Genomic DNA, 15,316 nt, shown 5'->3' on the forward strand with positions numbered 1-15,316 from the left:
CGAACGTGCCGGCCGCGACCGCCCGGTCGAAGCGGAGCTCCAGCCCGTCCTGCGCCGCGACGCCCGTGACGTGACCGGTCATCTGGGCCACCCGGTCGGCGCCGCCGAACTTGCGCTCGAGCGCGCGCAGCAGCGGCTCACCGCCGGAGACGCCGTCCGGGTCGAGCTGGAACGGACGGTGGACGACCTCGACGTCCCCGTCGAAGGCCCGGACGGCCTGCCGGAGCCGGTGGTGGCCGATGTAGCACCAGGGACACACGACATCGGAGAAGATCTCTACTTTCACGACATGTCCCAACCTGCGGCACCGGCCGCCGATTCCCCGGCCACGGGCTACCGGCGGCGGCTCTGGCGTCCCAGGAGCCAGCCGATGACGGCGCTGCCGAGCGCGACCCCGGCGCCGGTCCCGAACGCCGCGAGCATCGTCCAGGCGGGCACCCCCTGACGGGGCGCGACCGGGGCCTCGCGGGTGAACACCCGCGGCGCGGCCTCCCCTGTCACGGGCGCCGCCACGGACGCCGTCGCGGGCACAGTTACGGGCGCAGTCGCGGACGCGGTCACGGCGTCAGCGGACTCGGCAGGCACGGCAGGCACGGCAGGCACGGCGGGAGCCGACAGCAGGTGCCGCTCGACGGCGGCGAAGAACTCGCCCGCGGTCTTCTTGGCGACCGAGGCGAGCATCCGCTGCCCCACCCCGCCGATCATGCCGCCGACCACGGCCTCGGCGTCGTAGTCGATCCGGGTGCCGCCCCCGGCGTCGCTGAGCCGTACGGCCACGGTCGCCTCGACGGTGCCGGGGGCGCCCTGCCCGCGCGCGCCGAGCGTGAACCGGTCCGGCTCCTCCTGGTCGCGCAGCGCGACCTCGCCCTGGTAGACGCCCTTGATCGAGGCGACCCCCGCGGTCACCGTCATCGCGTACACGTTCTCGCCTGTCGTCTCCAGGCGCTCGCAGCCGGGGATCGTCCGCACCAGGACGCCGGGGTCCTGGAGGGCGTCCCAGACCCGCTTGCGCTCCGCCGCGACCAGCGCGCTGCCCGAGACCTTCATGGGCCACCTCCGATGCCGAGCACCCTAGAAAACCACCTGCCCGGCGAGAACGGCAAGATCTGCCCCGGCACGGCGCGGCGGTCGTGCAGAGTTCACATGCCGCCGCGGCGCCGGCGGGTCTACCGGGACGCCGCGGCCGCTGCGGTGGGCGCGGAGGAGGGCTTGGAGGCGGGCTTTGAGGAGGGCTTGGAGGGCTGGGACAGCGCGACCTCGCGGCAGGTGTTGCGGGTGACCACCGCCAGCAGCGAGCGGAGCGTCTCCACCTCCTCCGGCGTCAGGCCGTCGGACATCCGGCGGTGGAGCTCATCCTCGACCCGGCGGATCTCGGGGCGCAGGGCGTCGCCCTTCGGCGTCGTGCTCACCACGCTGACCCGCCGGTTGGCGGGCGACGGCGCGCGGCTCACGAGCCCGCTGCGCTCCAGTCGTTGCAGGCTCTTGGTCATCGTGGACATGTCGATGCCCACCGCGGCGGCGAGCTTGTTCTGGGACATCGGGCCGTTCTCCCACAGCGCGCCGAGCACCCGGTCCTGCCCGGGATAGAGGCCGATCTCCGCGAGCATGGCGGCGAGCAGGACCCGGTGACCCAGAGCCGCCTGCGCCATCAGGCAGCTCAGGCTGCCGGAGCCCTCACCCTGCGGCACCTCGCACGTCCCCGCGTCGCCGGTCAGCGCATCCATCATCACGCCCCCTCTCCCCGATCAGCCTACCGCTTGCATATTGGTCGGCCAAGTTGTATGACTTTCATTGGCCGACCAATTTTGCCAACCAAGTTGGCTGGCCACATGATGACGCGAAAGGACACGATCATGCCGTTCTCCTCCTTCGAGCTGGGCTCCCTCCGTCTGCCGAACCGCCTTGTCATGGCACCCATGACGAGGTCACGCAGGTACGTCGCCGGGATCCCCTCTCCGCTCACCGCGCTCTACTACGCCCAGCGCGCCTCGGCCGGCCTGATCGTCACCGAGGGCGTCCAGCCGAGCCCCGCCGGGCAGGGCTACATGGACACGCCGGGGCTGCACACCGACGAGCAGGTCGCGGGGTGGCGCGAGGTGACCGACGCCGTCCACGCGGCGGGCGGCAGGATCGTCGCCCAGATCATGCACGCGGGCGGGGCCGGCCATCCCGCGAACACCGGCAGGCTTCCCGTCGCCCCCTCGGCCGTACGGGTCGGGGGGCAGATCTTCACGCCGTCGGGCCTTCAGGACACGCCGGTGCCGGTCGCGTTGTCCACCGCCGAAGTGGAGGCCACGGTCCGCGACTTCGCCGCAGCCGCGCGGCGCGCCGTGGACGCCGGGTTCGACGGGGTCGAGCTCCACGGGGCCAACGGCTACCTCATCCACCAGTTCCTGTCCCGGAACGCCAACCTGCGCGACGACCGCTACGGAGGGACGGTGTCCGGCCGCATCCGCTTCGCGGTGGAGACCGCCCGGGCCGTCGCGGCGGAGATCGGCCCCGACCGGGTGGGCATCCGCCTGTCCCCCCGGAACGGCGCCCAGGGACTGGCCGAGGACGACGCGGACGAGCTCTACCCCGCCCTGGTGTCCGCGCTCGCCGATCTCGACCTGGTCTATCTGCACCTGGTGGCGACCGGCGGCGACGAGCTCAACGCGCGGATCCGCGACCTGTGGCCGAACGCCCTCGTCGTCAACGACCCCGCGGCCACCGACCCGGCGTCCGCCGCGGAGCGGCTGCTGGGCTGGGGCGCCGATCTGGTCGCGCTGGGCAAGTCCTTCCTGGCCAACCCCGACCTGCCGCTGCGCCTGCGGGTCGGCGCGCCGCTCAACGAGGCGGATCTGAGCACGGCCTTCGGCGGTGACCACCGCGGCTACACCGACTATCCGACGCTCGCCCTCCACCCGGCCGCGGCGTAGCCGGCACACAGGACGCGAAGACCTCCGGTTCGGCGAACCGGAGGTCTTCGCCGTTCCGCGTCCCGTTTCCCCGCGGGTTCTCAACCGCGCGGCGTACGGGTGAATCAGCCGCGCGGCGGACGCACCACTTGTCGGCATTCGTCCATTCTTGATCCCGTGCCTCCCCAGGAGGCGCTCCCGGCGGGACGGGACCCGTGTCCCTGGCGGCCGGGACCGTCCGACCGCAATCGTCGGTACCGCAAGAAACGGGGTCCGGGCCCCCGCGAGCCGGGGGCCGGGCGGCACTCCGCCCGGCTGTGACGAAGATCGCACGCTGCGGGGCCCTAATGCTCTACAGCTTGTAGTACTACTTGTTATAGAACTACAGGCCGTAGAGCTCCGCTGTGAGGGAGACATGGACGCGCTTGACCTGGCACGGTGGCAGTTCGGGGTGACCACCGTGTACCACTTTCTCTTCGTACCCCTGACGATCGGACTGGGCGTCTACGTCGCCGGACTCCAGACCGCCTGGCTGCGTACGGGCAAGGAGCACTACCTCAGGCTGACGAAGTTCTTCGGCAAGCTCTTTTTGATCAACTTCGCCATGGGCGTCGTGACCGGCATCGTCCAGGAGTTCCAGTTCGGGATGAACTGGAGCGAGTACTCGACCTTCGTCGGCGACGTGTTCGGCGCGCCGCTGGCGCTGGAGGCGCTGCTCGCGTTCTTCCTGGAGTCGACGTTCCTCGGATTGTGGATCTTCGGCTGGGACCGGCTGCCCAAGCGGCTCCACCTCGCCTGCCTGTGGGCCGCCGTCATCGGGTCCAACCTGTCGGCGTACTTCATCCTCGCGGCCAACGCCTGGATGAAGCACCCGGTCGGCTACGAGGTCGTGGACGGCAGGGCCAGGATGACCGACCTGTGGGCCGTCCTGACCAACTCTACGGCCCTCGCCCAGGTGCCCCACGTGGTCGCCGCCTCGTTCGTCGTCGCGGGCGGGTTCGTCATCGCCGTCGCGGGCTACCGCATCCTGCGCGAGCGCGGCCTCGGCCTGGTGCCCGGCCGCGGGAACGCCGGGGCCGTCCAGGACGCGACCGTGCCCGTGCGCCGCCTGCCGGACATGTGGCGGACCAGCCTGCGCGCCGCGCTCGTCATGACGGCGATCGCGGGGGCCGTCGTCGCCGGCAGCGGCGACCTGTCCGGCCAGCTGCTGCGCGAGCAGCAGCCCATGAAGCTCGCCGCGGCGGAGGGCCTGCGCCACGACACCGCCGGCGCGCCGTTCTCGATCGCGCCCGGCGTCGAGGTGCCCGGCCTGCTCAGCCTGCTCGCGGCGCACGACCCCGGCGCTACGGTCCAGGGCGTCGACGACATCCAGGCGCGGTACGAGAAGGCCTTCGGGCCGGCCGACTACACCCCGAACGTGCCGGTCGTCTTCTGGTCGTTCCGTGTCATGATCGGCTTCGGCATGGCCACGGTGGGCCTGTCCGTGCTCGGCCTGTGGCTGACCCGGCGGCCCCGGCGCCGGAAGGGCGGCACCGCGAAGCCGGTGCCTGACTGGTTCGCCCGCCTCTGCGTGCTGGCGCTCCCGCTGCCCACCATGGCGATCGTCGCCGGCTGGCTGCTCAGCGAGATCGGCCGCCAGCCGTGGACCGTCCAGGGCGAGCTCATGACCGCGGCCAGTGTGTCGCCCGGCGTCTCGCTCGGCGAGGTCGCGATCACCCTGGCCGTCTTCACGGTCCTGTACGGCGTGCTGGCCCTGGCCGAGGGCGTGCTGCTGGTGCGGCACGTCAAGGCGGGCCCGGAGCTGCCTCCGGCCGAGACCGCGCCCGCCGGCGCCGTTCCGGCCCAGTCCGACGAGGCGCGGCTCATGCCGACGCTCATGTACTGAGGAGTCACGAGATGACGACCTTCTGGTTCATCGTGATCGCCTTCCTCTGGACGGGCTACTTCGTCCTGGAGGGGTTCGACTTCGGCGTGGGCGCGCTGCTGCCGCTGCTGTCGCGATCGGAGGCCGATCGCAAGCAGGTGCTGGGCACCATCGGGCCGGTCTGGGACGGCAACGAGGTGTGGCTGATCACCGCGATCGGGGCGATGTTCGCCGCCTTCCCGGCGTGGTACTCCGGCCTGCTGAGCGGCTTCTACCTGGCGGTCTTCCTCGTCATCACCGGCCTGATCGTCCGTGGGGTGGGCCTGGAATGGCGAGGGAAGGTCCACTCCCGGCGCGAGGTCGCGCTGTGCGACGCCGGGATCGTCACCGGCAGCGTGCTGCCGGCGTTCCTGTGGGGTGCGATCTTCGGCAACCTGCTGTTCGGCACGGCGCTGGCGACCGTGCTCGGCGGGGCCCTGTCGCTGTCGGTGGCCGTGCTGCACGGCGCGGTGTTCGTCGCGCTCAAGACGACCGGCGCGGTCCGCGCCCGCGCCCGCCGTGCCGCGCTGCTCGCGGCCGTCGGCGCGGTGCCGGTCGCGATCGGCACGCTGCCGTCCGTGCCCGGCAAGGGGCCGATGTGGACGCTGGGGACGGCCCTGCTCGCCGCGTCGGCGCTGGCGGCCGGGGTGACGCTGGTGTGGGGCCGCCGGGAGGGCTGGGCCTTCACCGCGACCGCCACGTCGATCGCCGCGACGACCGCCACCGTCTTCGGCGTGCTGTGGTCGGCCCCGTTGCCCGGGCTCACGCTGGCCGAGGCGGCCTCGGCGCCGTACACGCTGACCGTCCTCACCTGGATCGGCCTGCTCGCCCTGCCGGGCGTCATCGCCTACCAGGCCTGGACCTACTGGGTCTTCCGCAAGCGCCTCACCGCTGCGGTCTCCTGAGGACATACCTACACAATCGGCAATACCGCCATGGTCGGAGGGAATCGGCCGGATAAGCTAAGGGGTATGGCTACGGAAAAGACCGCCCTCAGCCTCGACCAAGGTGTCCTTTACGACATCCGCAGCATCGCCGCCGCCCGGAACATGTCGGTCTCGGCTCTGGTGAGTCAGGCGTTGGCCGAGTGGATCGACATGGACGAGGACCGGCACTACGCGGACCTCGCCAACGACCCCGCGGCCCAGGAGGCGCTGGCGCGGCGTGCCGAGCGCATCCGGGAGAACTCGGCCCGGCTCGCTGAGGAACGCCGCACGGATCGGGAAGCCCTCAATGCCGGCTGAGCCGGCTTTCGGCGACATCTGGCATGTGAACGCCGTACTCGGGCCGGAGCCGCGCCTGGTCATCTCAAGCAGGCGCCACCTGCGTGACGGGTCCGGAAACGTGCTGGCCCTCCCGGTCTACCGGCGGGACGACACGATGGCGAAATTCATCCATCCGCGCCGTCTCTTCACCGTCCCGGGGACCGGGGTCGCGGACCTCGGAGTGATAGAGACTCTCAACGCGGCCAGCCTCACCAAGCCCCACACGAAGATCGATCCACGCTCCCATGGGGAGCTCGTCTTCCGGGTCGGTCAGATGATCGGACCGTGACGATCAGCGATCCAGGCGCAGGTGGTGGAGGTCGGAGGGGGAGATGGGCATCCGGTCGATCGCGATGCCCTCGGCGTCCTCGACCGCGGAGGCGATGACGGCGGAGACGGGAATCACCCCGGCCTCCCCCGCGCCCTTGATCCCGAGGGGGTTCAGCGGCGAGGGCGTCTCCAGGTGGGCCGTCTCGATGCGCGGCACCTCGGTGGCGTAGGGCATCAGGAAGTCCATGAACGAGGCGTTCAGCAACTGGCCGTGCTCGTCGTAGACCATCTTCTCGTACAGGGCGCCGCCGACGCCCTGGGCGACCCCGCCGTGGATCTGCCCCTCGACGATCATCGGGTTGATCAGCTTTCCGCAGTCGTGGACGACGGCGTACCGCAGGATCCTTATCTCGGCGGTGTCGGGGTCGGTCTCCACGATCGCCGCGTGCATGCCGGCCGCGAAGGTGGACCTCACCGGCGAGTAGTAGTCGCGGCCCTCCAGCCCGGGCTCCTCGCCCTCGGCCACCGGCGGCCGGTCGTCGGAGGCGGGCCCGGCGAACTGCGTGGCCCGCTTGGCCTCCTCGTCGAAGGCGTACCGCAGCGGGTTGGACAGCACGGCGACGGTCGCCAGCGGGATCGACGCCGACGGCACGCCGGCGACGTGGACCGTCCCGTCCGTGATCTCCAGGTCGCGCGGGTCGGCCTCCAGCGCCTCCGCCGCGATCCGCAGCGCCTTCTCCCTGACCTTCCGGCAGGCGAGCGCGATCGCGTTGCCGCTCATCACGGCCGCCCGTGAGGCGAAGGTCCCCACGGCGTAGCCGAAGCGCCGGGTGTCGCCGGTGACCACCGACACCTTCTCGATCGGCACGCCGAGCTCGGTGGCGGCGATCTGCGCGAACACCGTCTCGTGCCCCTGCCCCTGGGAGGTGAGGCCGGTCGAGACGTGCACCCGGCCGTCGGAGGTGATCTGCACGTGCCCGCCCTCGTACGGGCCGACGCCGGTGCCCTCGACGTAGCAGCCGACGCCGATGCCGATCCTGCGCCCCTCGGCGGCCGCGCGGGCCTTCTCCTCGGCGAAGGAGTCCCAGCCGATCAGCTCCTTGAGCATGCGCAGCGCCTCGGGGTAGTCGCCGCTGTCGTAGATCAGCGGGCGCCCGTCCTGGAACGTCAGGCCCTGGTCGTAGGGGAACTCGTCCGGCTGGATGAAGTTGGCCGCGCGGACCTCCGTGCGGTCCCGCCCGAGGTACGCGGCGATCTTGTCCATCGTCCGCTCCATGCAGAACACGCCCTGCGGGCGTCCCGCGCCCCGGTAGGGCGTGACCTGCACGGTGTTGGTGTAGATCGAGGAGAACTCGACCCGGTAGGCCCCCACCTTGTACGGCCCGAGCAACTGGGTCGAGGTGATGATCGGCACGATGATCCCGTACGGCGTGTAGGCGCCGTGGTCGTGCAGGATCTCCACCTCCAGGCCGAGGACGCGCCCGTCGTCGTCGAACCCGACCCGTACGTGCTGGACCTGGCCGCGCTCGTGCGACGACGAGACGAAGTGCTCGCGCCGGTCCTCGGCCCACTTCACCTCGCGGTTCAGCAGCCGGGCCGCCCACGGCACGAGGATCTCCTCGGGCCACGGGTGGACGATCTTGACGCCGAAGCCGCCGCCGACGTCCGGCGCGATGACCTCCACCTTGGGCAGCGGCAGCCCGAGCTTGGCCGCGATCGCCATCCGCACGCTCGTGGAGGTCTGCGTGGAGGAGTAGACGCGCAGCGAGCCGTCGTCGGCGTCCCAGCGGGCGTACACGCCCTTCCCCTCCAAGGGCGTGCACGCGCTGCGCTCGACGTCGAGGCGGAACTCCAGCCGGTGCGGGGCCGCCTCGACCGCCTCCCGCGCCGTGACGCCGCCGTGGCCCGGCACCTCCTGGACGAGGTGCGCGCCGACGTTGCCCGGCACGTCCTCGTGCACGAGGTGGACGCCGCGCACGGCCTCCTCGATGCCCACGACCGGCTTGAGGATCTCGTAGTCGACCCGGATCAGCGCGCAGGCGTCCTCGGCGAGGTAGCGGTCGCGCGCGACGACCATGACGACCGGCTCCCCGACGTGCCGGACGATCTCCCGGGCCAGCGGGTACGCCGTGCGACCATGGGTGAGCGCGGGGTGCGGGATCAGCAGCGGCAGCGGCTCGGCCAGCGCGCCCGGCAGGTCCTCCCAGGTGTAGATCGCCACCAGGCCCTCGACGTCGAGGGCGGCGGACACGTCGACGTCGAGGATCCGCGCGTGGGCGTGCGGCGACCTGACGAAGGCGGCGGCCAGCGCGCCCGCGCCGAGGTCGTCGAGGTAGCGGCCCTGACCGGTGATGAGACGGGCGTCCTCACGCCGCCGGACCGGCTCGCCGAACAGCCTGGTCGTCACCGGTCCTCCTCCGTCTGAAGCTCCGCCTGCAGTTCGGCCGCCCGGTGGACCGCCTTGAGGATGTTCTGGTAGCCGGTGCACCGGCACAGGTTGCCCGCCACGGCCTCCAGCGCCTCCTCCTCGGACGGGGCGGGGTTGTCCCGCAGGAACGCGGTGACCGTGCACAGGAAGCCCGGCGTGCAGAACCCGCACTGCAGGGCGTGGCACTCGGCGAAGGCCCGCTGGACCGGCGACGGCTCGCCCTCGCCGCGGGCCAGGCCCTCCACCGTCGTGATCTCGTGGCCGTCCGCCGTGACGGCGAACGTGAGGCACGACCGCACCGGCTCACCGTCCAGCAGCACCGTGCAGGCGCCGCAGACGCCGTGCTCGCAGCCCACGTGGGTGCCGGTGAGGCCGAGGTCGTGGCGCAGGCAGTCGGACAGCAGCCGCCGTCCGGGCACCTCCGCCTCCCGGACGACCCCGTTGACCGTCAGCGTCACCTGATGGCGCGTCTCGTTCACGCTTCCTCCCCGTGGGCCGCGGCGGCGGCGTCCCGCAGTGCCCGTACGGCGAGCACCCCGGTGAGGTGCCGCCGGTAGTCCGCCGTCGCGTGGATGTCGCCCTCCGGCTCGACGCGGTCCCGTACGGCGGCCGCCGCGGCCTCCCAGCCGGCCGACGCGGCCGGGCGCGCACCGCACGCGGCGGTCACGTCCACGACCACGGGGACGGGGCCCACGCTCACGCAGGCGACGCGGGCGGCGGCGATCCGGAGGTCCTCGTCCAGCGTGACGGCTGCGGCGACCCCGGCCACCGCGTAGTCGCCGTGCCTCCGGGCCACCTCGTGGAAGGCCGTGCCCGACCGGGCGGGCGGCGCCGGGAAGAACGCCGACACGGCCAGCTCCCCCGGCCGCAGCGCCGACTCCATGGGACCGGTGAAGAACTGCGCGGCCGGCACCTCCCGCTCCCCGCCCCGGCTCGCCAGCCGTACGGACCCGCCGAGCAGGGCGAGCACGGCCGGCATCTCGGCGGAGGGGTCGGCGTGCACGAGGCTGCCCACCACCGTGCCGCGGTTGCGGATCACAGGATGGGCGACCAGCCGCAGCGCCTGGCGCAGCAGCGGCAGCGCGGCGGCGGCCTCGGGCGAGCGTTCCACGGCGGCGTGCCGGGCCAGGGCCCCGACGCGTACGCCGCCCGGACCGGCCTCGATCCCGTCCAGACCGGGCACGCGGTTCACGTCGACGATGTGGGCGGGCGCGGCCAGCCGCATGTTGAGCAGCGGGATCAGGCTCTGGCCGCCCGCCAGCACCTTCCCGTCCGGCCCGGCCTCGGCGAGGACGTCCAGCGCCTCGCCGAGGGTGACCGGGCCGTGGTAGTCGAACGGAGGCGGTTTCACCGCGTGCGCACCCGCGGCGCGGGCCGTTCAGACGGCCGGGTCGCGTTCGAGCCCGATCTCCCCACCCGTGACCTCCTTCGCTCGTCTGCCCGCGATGGCGCGGAGCAGGTGATAGCCGGCGAGCACCACGATCGTCCCGAGCGCGATTCCGGCGAGCGAGAAGTCGCCGGTGATCTGGTGGGTGACCGGGCCGATCGCGAGGATGATCCCCGCGCCGATCGGCACCATGTTCACCGGGTCGGCGAAGTCCACCCGGTTCTCCACCCAGATCTTCGCGCCGAGCAGACCGATCATGCCGTACAGGATGACCGTGACGCCGCCGAGCACGCCGCCGGGCGTGGCGGCGATCAGCGCGCCGAACTTCGGGCACAGGCCGAACAGGATCGCGATGATCGCGGCGATGTAGTAGGCCGCCGTCGAGTAGACCCGCGTGGCCGCCATGACGCCGATGTTCTCGGCGTACGTCGTGGTGGGCGAGCCGCCGACGGCGGTCGCGACCGCGGTGCCGACGCCGTCGGCGATGACGGCCCTGCCCATCTGGGGGTCGACGTCGGCGCCGGTCATCTGGCCCACGGCCTTGACGTGGCCGACGTTCTCCGCGATCAGGGCGATCACGGCGGGCAGCACGACCAGCACGGCCGACGCCTGGAACGACGGCGCGTGGAAGTGCGGCAGCCCGATCCAGTCGGCGTCGGCGACGGCCTGGAAGCTCACCCGGGGGTGCGTGTCGATCTTCCCGGTGCCCGCGTTGTAGGCGGTGATGTTCCCGAAGACCTTGTCGGCGAGCCAGGACAGGACGAACCCGAAGACGAGCCCGAGCAGCACGCCGATCCGGCCGAGGAAACCGCGGAACAGCACGACGAACACGAACGTCGCGACCATCGTGATCAACGCGATCCACGGGTCCTGCGGCCAGTAGACGTCGGCCACGACGTACGCCAGGCCGAACCCGATCAGCATGACCACCGCGCCGGTCACGACCGGCGGGAAGACGCGGTGGATGATCTGCACGCCGAGCACGTGGATCGCCACACCGCACAGGGCGAGCACCAGGCCGGCGACGAGGATCGCGCCGGTCACGACCTGGTCGGCCCCCGGGGTGTCGCCGCCGAACGCGGCCCGCACGGCCACCACGCCGCCGACGAACGACGCCGACGTGCCCAGGTAGCTGGGGATCCGCCCCTGGGTGAACAGCAGGAACAGGATCGTCGCGACGCCCGACATCATCACGGCCGTGTTCGGGTCCAGCCCCATGACGAGGGGGAACACGAAGGTCGCGCCGAACATGGCGATCACGTGCTGGGCGCCGATGCCGACCATGCGCGGCCAGCTCAGCCTCTCGTCGGGTTTGACGACGTCCCCGGGCGCCAGCCCTCTCCCGTCGCCGTGCACTGTCCATCTGAAAGCCATTTACGCCCCTCTTGCTACTGGGCCGTGGGCCGGTCGGCCACCCCGCAGGCGTCCCTCCGCGGCGCTACTGGACCGTTTGGGGCACTTTAGGACTGGCGTGCGCGACAGACATTGGCATGATCTGCCAAACCGACGGACTCCGGGGCGTCACACCACGCGGATCGTGTACCCGTCTCCGGTGACGACCTGGCCCGCCCGGATTTTGCAGGCTTTGCGCAGTTCCACGCGTCCGTCGACGCGCACCCGGCCCTCGGCGACGAGGTGCTTGGCGGCGCCGCCGCTGTCGGCGATCTGGCAGAACTTGAGAAGATCGCAGAGCGGGATGTGGTCGCCGTCCAGCTCGAAGGTGATGGCAGGGGCCTTCGCATCGTTCACGCCGCCAGCTTAGGCAGTCAGATACCCCGCATGCGCAGCACGTGCAGGGCGAGGGTGAGGTTGAGCCGCAGGTGGGCGTCCTCGGTGAAGTTGCCCAGCATGCGCTCCAGCTTCCCGATCCGGTAGCGCAGCGTGTTGTAGTGGAAATGCAGCCGGCGCGCGGTCTCGGCGACGTTGAGGTTCGTCTCCAGCAGCGCCTGCAGGGTGCGCCGCAGGTCGGCGTTCTCGGCGTCGTCGTCCCCCGCCAGCGGGCCCAGGGTCTCCCGGACGAAGGCGTGCAGCTCCTCGGTGTCGTTCACCAGCGACAGCAGCCGGTAGACGCCCAGCTCGTCGAAGTGGGCGACGGCGCCCGCACCGTGGAGCTGGCGGCCCACCCTGGCGGCCTTCAGCGCCTGGCCGTACGCGCCGGGCAGGGCGTCCGCGCCGGAGGCGACCCGGCTGAGGCCGGTGGAGAACGTGCCGTCGGAGACGGCGGCGAGCGCGTCCCTGGCCACTCTGGCCGGGTCGGCGGCGGCCCCGACGATCGCCACCACCTCATGGGAGAAACCGGCGACCGCGCCGCGCGGGTCGTGCTTGCGCACCGACGCCTGCCACGCCGCGAGCATGCGGTCCTGAAGCGGCCGTTCCTCGGCGTCGGGGTCGATCTCGGCGACCAGCACGCTCACCGGGCGTTCCAGGTCCCAGCCGAACGCCTGGGCGCGCTCGGCCACGCGCAGCCCGCCCCTGCCGGTGAGCACGTCCCGCAGGAAGTCGGCGCGGTACTTGCTCTCGACGGCGGTGACCGCCTCCTGCTTGGTGATCACCAGCGCGGCGACGGTCGCGGCGCGCTCCAGGATCCCTATGTCGCTGGGAGTCAGCGTGCCGTGGGCGCTGTAGGCCGCGATCCTCCCGTGGTGGTGCCCGCCCGCGACGATCGGGACGGCGGCGTGGTGCCCGTCGCCGCCGGCGGGCGTGGCCGACGGCGTCCGCGCGAGGGCCGCGTTGATCTCCCGCAGCCGGGCCACCTGCGCGGGCTCCCCCGCGGTGGCGAGGAAGTGGCCGGCGGCGTCGGCCGCCCCCACGGCCACCTGCAGCAGCCCGGCCACCTCCGCCGTGACCTCCCGCATCCCGCCCCCCGCGAGCACGATCTGCACGAGCGCCCGGTGCGCCTCCTCGGTGCGGGCGAGGATCGCCGCCTGCCGGTTGAGGATGTCGGTGAGCACCTGGTTGAGGATGTCGTCGAAGCCGACGTCGTTGGGCAGCAGGATGAGCGGGAAGCCCAGCCGGTCGGCCTGCTCGACCATCTCCCCCGGGAGCTCGTCCAGATAGCGGCCGAGCTTGATCGCCAGAGCGGCCAGGCCGCGCTCGTCCAGGTCGGCCACGAGCCGGTCGAGCGACTGCGGCGTGTTGCGCAGCGGGTAGCCCGTGGTGAGCAGCAGCTCGTGCGGCTTCACCCAGGCGAGGATGTCGGGCACCTCCATCACGTTGAGGCGCTGCACGATGCGGTCGAGGCCGCCCCGACCGGCGATCAGACGGGCGTCCGCCAGCGTCGAGACTCCGAGCACCTCCCCCACCGACACGCCGTGGAAGATCGTTCCGGTGCTGGCCAGGCGCATCGCGGGCGGGGCCGGGTCGTTGTGCAATGCCGTCTCCGGTCCTGCTCGCCGGACAGTGCTTACTGAAAGTGCTTCTGAACGTGCTCTCTGAATCGGGTCGCGACGTCGTGGGGTCATGGGTCGCGCACCGCTCCGGGACGTCCCACGCCGATTGTGCCCGAGCACCGGTCCTGTCAGGAAGAGCCAAGCATTCGGCCGACTGTTGGCATCTTTCTCCGTACGGAGGGGGGAGACCGGGCTTTAGCGTCGGCAACGACTGGCTTCGGGAGGTCCGGTGAGTGTTGGCACGCGCCCGAGAGCGCGGGCGGCGACGCCCGCGTCCCGCCCCCCGGCGGCCCCCGCCTATGTGAGCGGCGCCGCGAGTGTTGCCGTACGGCCCGCGCTCGAGGCGCCCCGCCGCCCGGCCCGGGTGCTCGCGGTCTTTCCCCTCGCGCTCTACCTGGAGATCAGGAGCGAGGCCGAGCCGCACGTCGTCGCCGTGGTGACGGGCGAGGCGACCCGCCTGCCCAACGCCGTGGTGCTCGCCGGGCGCGTCGAAGGGGTGTCGGCGGGCGACGACGCCTGGGTCGGGGAGGGCTCCGTCGACGTCGGCGGCCTGTCGATCCGCGTACGCCGCTGGTGGGACCCCGCTCCCCCGCTCGCCCCCGCCGACCCCGCACGGCTCGCGGCCGCGCCCGGGCTGCTCGGCCGCGCCCGCGCGGCCTCGCCCCGGCGGCCGGGCCTGGACCCGGGCGGCGCCCCGGCGCTGCTGGAGCGCGGCTGCCTGGCGGGGTCGCTGCTGGACAGCATCACGGCGGCCGAGCGGCTGATCGGCCTCGGCCCGGGGCTGACCCCGAGCGGCGACGACATGCTCGCCGGCCTGCTGGTCGCGCTGCGGCATCTCGGCGCGGCGGCGGGCGTGCCGCGCGCCGTCTGGCTGGCGGACTGGCTGGCCGCCGCGGTCACCTACGACGCCCGCACCCGGACCACGCCCGTCTCGGCCACCCTGCTGCACTGCGCCGCGAGGGGCGAGGCGAGCCCGGAGGTCACCGGGGTGCTGCGCGGCGTGGCCGGGCACCAGCCGCTGGAGCCGGCCGCGCACCGCCTGCTCCGCCTCGGCCACACCTCGGGCGCCGACCTGGCGTGGGGCGTGCAGATCGGCCTGTCCGCCGTCCTCGCTCTCCGGGAGGGCCGTTGAACGACCTGGTCGAGGTGCGCCCCGGGGTCTACCGCGACTCCGTGACGCTGATGCGGGTGAGCCGGGCCCTCACCGGACAGCCCGGAGTGACCGTCGCCGTCGTCGCGATGGCCACCGAGCTCAACACGGCTCTCGCCCGCGATCTCGGCTTCGCGGTGCCGCCCGCGACGCCCGGCGACCTGCTGGTGGCGCTGCGGGCCTCCTCCCCCGAGGAGCTGGAGGACGCCGCCGCCGAACTCGAACGACAGCTCGCCGCACGGGCGCCGGCGAGCGGGACGCGGGACGAGGCGCCGCCGCGCACCACGCGGTCGGCGGCGCGGGCCTTCGAGGCGACGCTGGCGCTGGTGAGCGTGCCGGGCGAGCACGCCTTCGCCGAGGCGCTCGACGCCGTGGAGGCCGGGCTCTCCGTGATGATCTTCAGTGACAACGTGCCGGTGGAGCAGGAGATCCTGCTCAAGGACCGGGCGCGGGCCAAGGGCGTGCTCGTGATGGGGCCCGACTGCGGCACCGCCGTCGTCGGCGGGGCGGGTCTGGGTTTCGCCAACGTCCTGCGCCCGGGGCCGGTGGGCGTCGTGGCCGCCTCGGGCACGGGCGCGCAGCAGGTGACGAGCCTGCTCGACCTCGCCGGCGTCGGCGTGTCCCACG

At 72.6% G+C, this 15,316-nt stretch carries 15 protein-coding genes and 1 pseudogene; 7 read left to right on the top strand and 9 right to left on the bottom strand.

The features are described 5' to 3' along the window. The 3 genes from AB0J39_RS31215 to AB0J39_RS31225 all read right to left on the bottom strand — a co-directional run. A partial coding sequence (locus AB0J39_RS31215; RefSeq protein WP_363471322.1) for a DsbA family protein occupies positions 1–286 on the bottom strand: 286 nt, incomplete at its 3' end. A 47-nt stretch (positions 287–333) separates the two neighbouring features. After that, the gene (locus tag AB0J39_RS31220; protein WP_363471324.1) at positions 334–1,047 is read right to left on the bottom strand and encodes a carbon monoxide dehydrogenase subunit G; all 714 of its coding nucleotides are present in this window, start codon (positions 1,045–1,047) and stop codon (positions 334–336) included. 119 nt (positions 1,048–1,166) lie between these two features. Beyond that, positions 1,167–1,727 (bottom strand): MarR family winged helix-turn-helix transcriptional regulator, encoded by a 561-nt coding sequence (locus AB0J39_RS31225; RefSeq protein ID WP_363471326.1) that lies wholly within the window; start codon positions 1,725–1,727, stop codon positions 1,167–1,169. Between the two features lie 126 nt (positions 1,728–1,853). Between AB0J39_RS31225 and AB0J39_RS31230 the strand changes: the two genes are divergently transcribed. The 5 genes from AB0J39_RS31230 to AB0J39_RS31250 all read left to right on the top strand — a co-directional run bounded on the left by AB0J39_RS31230 (position 1,854) and on the right by AB0J39_RS31250 (position 6,354). Continuing rightward, positions 1,854–2,918, top strand: coding sequence for an alkene reductase (locus AB0J39_RS31230; protein ID WP_363471346.1), 1,065 nt, complete (start codon positions 1,854–1,856; stop codon positions 2,916–2,918). Positions 2,919–3,312: 394 nt separating this feature from the next. Then, positions 3,313–4,782, top strand: a complete 1,470-nt coding sequence (locus AB0J39_RS31235) for a cytochrome ubiquinol oxidase subunit I (RefSeq protein WP_363471328.1) — start codon at positions 3,313–3,315, stop codon at positions 4,780–4,782. 11 nt (positions 4,783–4,793) lie between these two features. Beyond that, positions 4,794–5,705, top strand: a complete 912-nt coding sequence (gene cydB, locus AB0J39_RS31240) for a cytochrome d ubiquinol oxidase subunit II (RefSeq protein ID WP_363471330.1) — start codon at positions 4,794–4,796, stop codon at positions 5,703–5,705. A gap of 66 nt (positions 5,706–5,771) precedes the next feature. Then, a complete protein-coding gene (locus AB0J39_RS31245; RefSeq protein WP_363471332.1) occupies positions 5,772–6,044 on the top strand; it encodes a hypothetical protein in 273 nt (90 codons plus the stop codon). Next, a complete protein-coding gene (locus AB0J39_RS31250) occupies positions 6,034–6,354 on the top strand; it encodes a hypothetical protein (RefSeq protein ID WP_363471334.1) in 321 nt (106 codons plus the stop codon). Before AB0J39_RS31245 ends, AB0J39_RS31250 begins: the two co-directional genes overlap by 11 nt. 3 nt (positions 6,355–6,357) lie before the next feature. Here the strand turns inward: AB0J39_RS31250 and cutA are convergent, their stop codons facing one another. The 6 genes from cutA to AB0J39_RS31280 form a co-directional block, all read right to left on the bottom strand. Beyond that, positions 6,358–8,742 (bottom strand): aerobic carbon-monoxide dehydrogenase large subunit, encoded by a 2,385-nt coding sequence (cutA, locus tag AB0J39_RS31255; RefSeq protein WP_363471336.1) that lies wholly within the window; start codon positions 8,740–8,742, stop codon positions 6,358–6,360. Continuing rightward, the gene (locus AB0J39_RS31260; protein WP_363471338.1) at positions 8,739–9,242 is read right to left on the bottom strand and encodes a (2Fe-2S)-binding protein; all 504 of its coding nucleotides are present in this window, start codon (positions 9,240–9,242) and stop codon (positions 8,739–8,741) included. Before AB0J39_RS31260 ends, cutA begins: the two co-directional genes overlap by 4 nt. Next, a complete protein-coding gene (locus AB0J39_RS31265; RefSeq protein WP_363471340.1) occupies positions 9,239–10,114 on the bottom strand; it encodes an FAD binding domain-containing protein in 876 nt (291 codons plus the stop codon). Before AB0J39_RS31265 ends, AB0J39_RS31260 begins: the two co-directional genes overlap by 4 nt. A 27-nt stretch (positions 10,115–10,141) precedes the next feature. Next, a complete protein-coding gene (locus AB0J39_RS31270; RefSeq protein WP_363471342.1) occupies positions 10,142–11,524 on the bottom strand; it encodes a solute carrier family 23 protein in 1,383 nt (460 codons plus the stop codon). A 147-nt stretch (positions 11,525–11,671) separates the two neighbouring features. Then, complete coding sequence (locus tag AB0J39_RS31275; RefSeq protein ID WP_310742008.1) at positions 11,672–11,899, bottom strand: RNA-binding S4 domain-containing protein; 228 nt, start codon at positions 11,897–11,899, stop codon at positions 11,672–11,674. A 17-nt stretch (positions 11,900–11,916) separates the two neighbouring features. Continuing rightward, entirely contained in the window at positions 11,917–13,494 is a 1,578-nt protein-coding gene (locus tag AB0J39_RS31280) for a PucR family transcriptional regulator ligand-binding domain-containing protein (RefSeq protein WP_363471348.1), read from the bottom strand. A gap of 274 nt (positions 13,495–13,768) precedes the next feature. Between AB0J39_RS31280 and AB0J39_RS31285 the strand changes: the two genes are divergently transcribed. Together AB0J39_RS31285 and AB0J39_RS31290 are read left to right on the top strand one after the other, a co-directional pair. Further along, a complete protein-coding gene (locus AB0J39_RS31285) occupies positions 13,769–14,671 on the top strand; it encodes a DUF2877 domain-containing protein (protein ID WP_363471344.1) in 903 nt (300 codons plus the stop codon). Then, positions 14,668–15,316, top strand: a pseudogene (locus tag AB0J39_RS31290) (FdrA family protein); the annotation flags it as partial. The gene AB0J39_RS31285 and the pseudogene AB0J39_RS31290, both read left to right, overlap by 4 nt.

This window comes from Microbispora sp. NPDC049633 (genome assembly GCF_040675265.1).
GTDB lineage: Bacteria > Actinomycetota > Actinomycetes > Streptosporangiales > Streptosporangiaceae > Microbispora > Microbispora maris.

Bases quoted from the DNA above. Each gene is read 5' to 3' on its own strand.
- AB0J39_RS31250 (WP_363471334.1), top strand. From the start codon at position 6,034: ATGCCGGCTGAGCCGGCTTTCGGCGACATCTGGCATGTGAACGCCGTA.
- AB0J39_RS31225 (WP_363471326.1), bottom strand. From the start codon at position 1,727: ATGATGGATGCGCTGACCGGCGACGCGGGGACGTGCGAGGTGCCGCAG.
- AB0J39_RS31220 (WP_363471324.1), bottom strand. From the start codon at position 1,047: ATGAAGGTCTCGGGCAGCGCGCTGGTCGCGGCGGAGCGCAAGCGGGTC.
- AB0J39_RS31270 (WP_363471342.1), bottom strand. From the start codon at position 11,524: ATGGCTTTCAGATGGACAGTGCACGGCGACGGGAGAGGGCTGGCGCCC.
- AB0J39_RS31235 (WP_363471328.1), top strand. From the start codon at position 3,313: ATGGACGCGCTTGACCTGGCACGGTGGCAGTTCGGGGTGACCACCGTG.
- AB0J39_RS31280 (WP_363471348.1), bottom strand. From the start codon at position 13,494: ATGCGCCTGGCCAGCACCGGAACGATCTTCCACGGCGTGTCGGTGGGG.
- AB0J39_RS31245 (WP_363471332.1), top strand. From the start codon at position 5,772: ATGGCTACGGAAAAGACCGCCCTCAGCCTCGACCAAGGTGTCCTTTAC.
- cydB (WP_363471330.1), top strand. From the start codon at position 4,794: ATGACGACCTTCTGGTTCATCGTGATCGCCTTCCTCTGGACGGGCTAC.
- AB0J39_RS31230 (WP_363471346.1), top strand. From the start codon at position 1,854: ATGCCGTTCTCCTCCTTCGAGCTGGGCTCCCTCCGTCTGCCGAACCGC.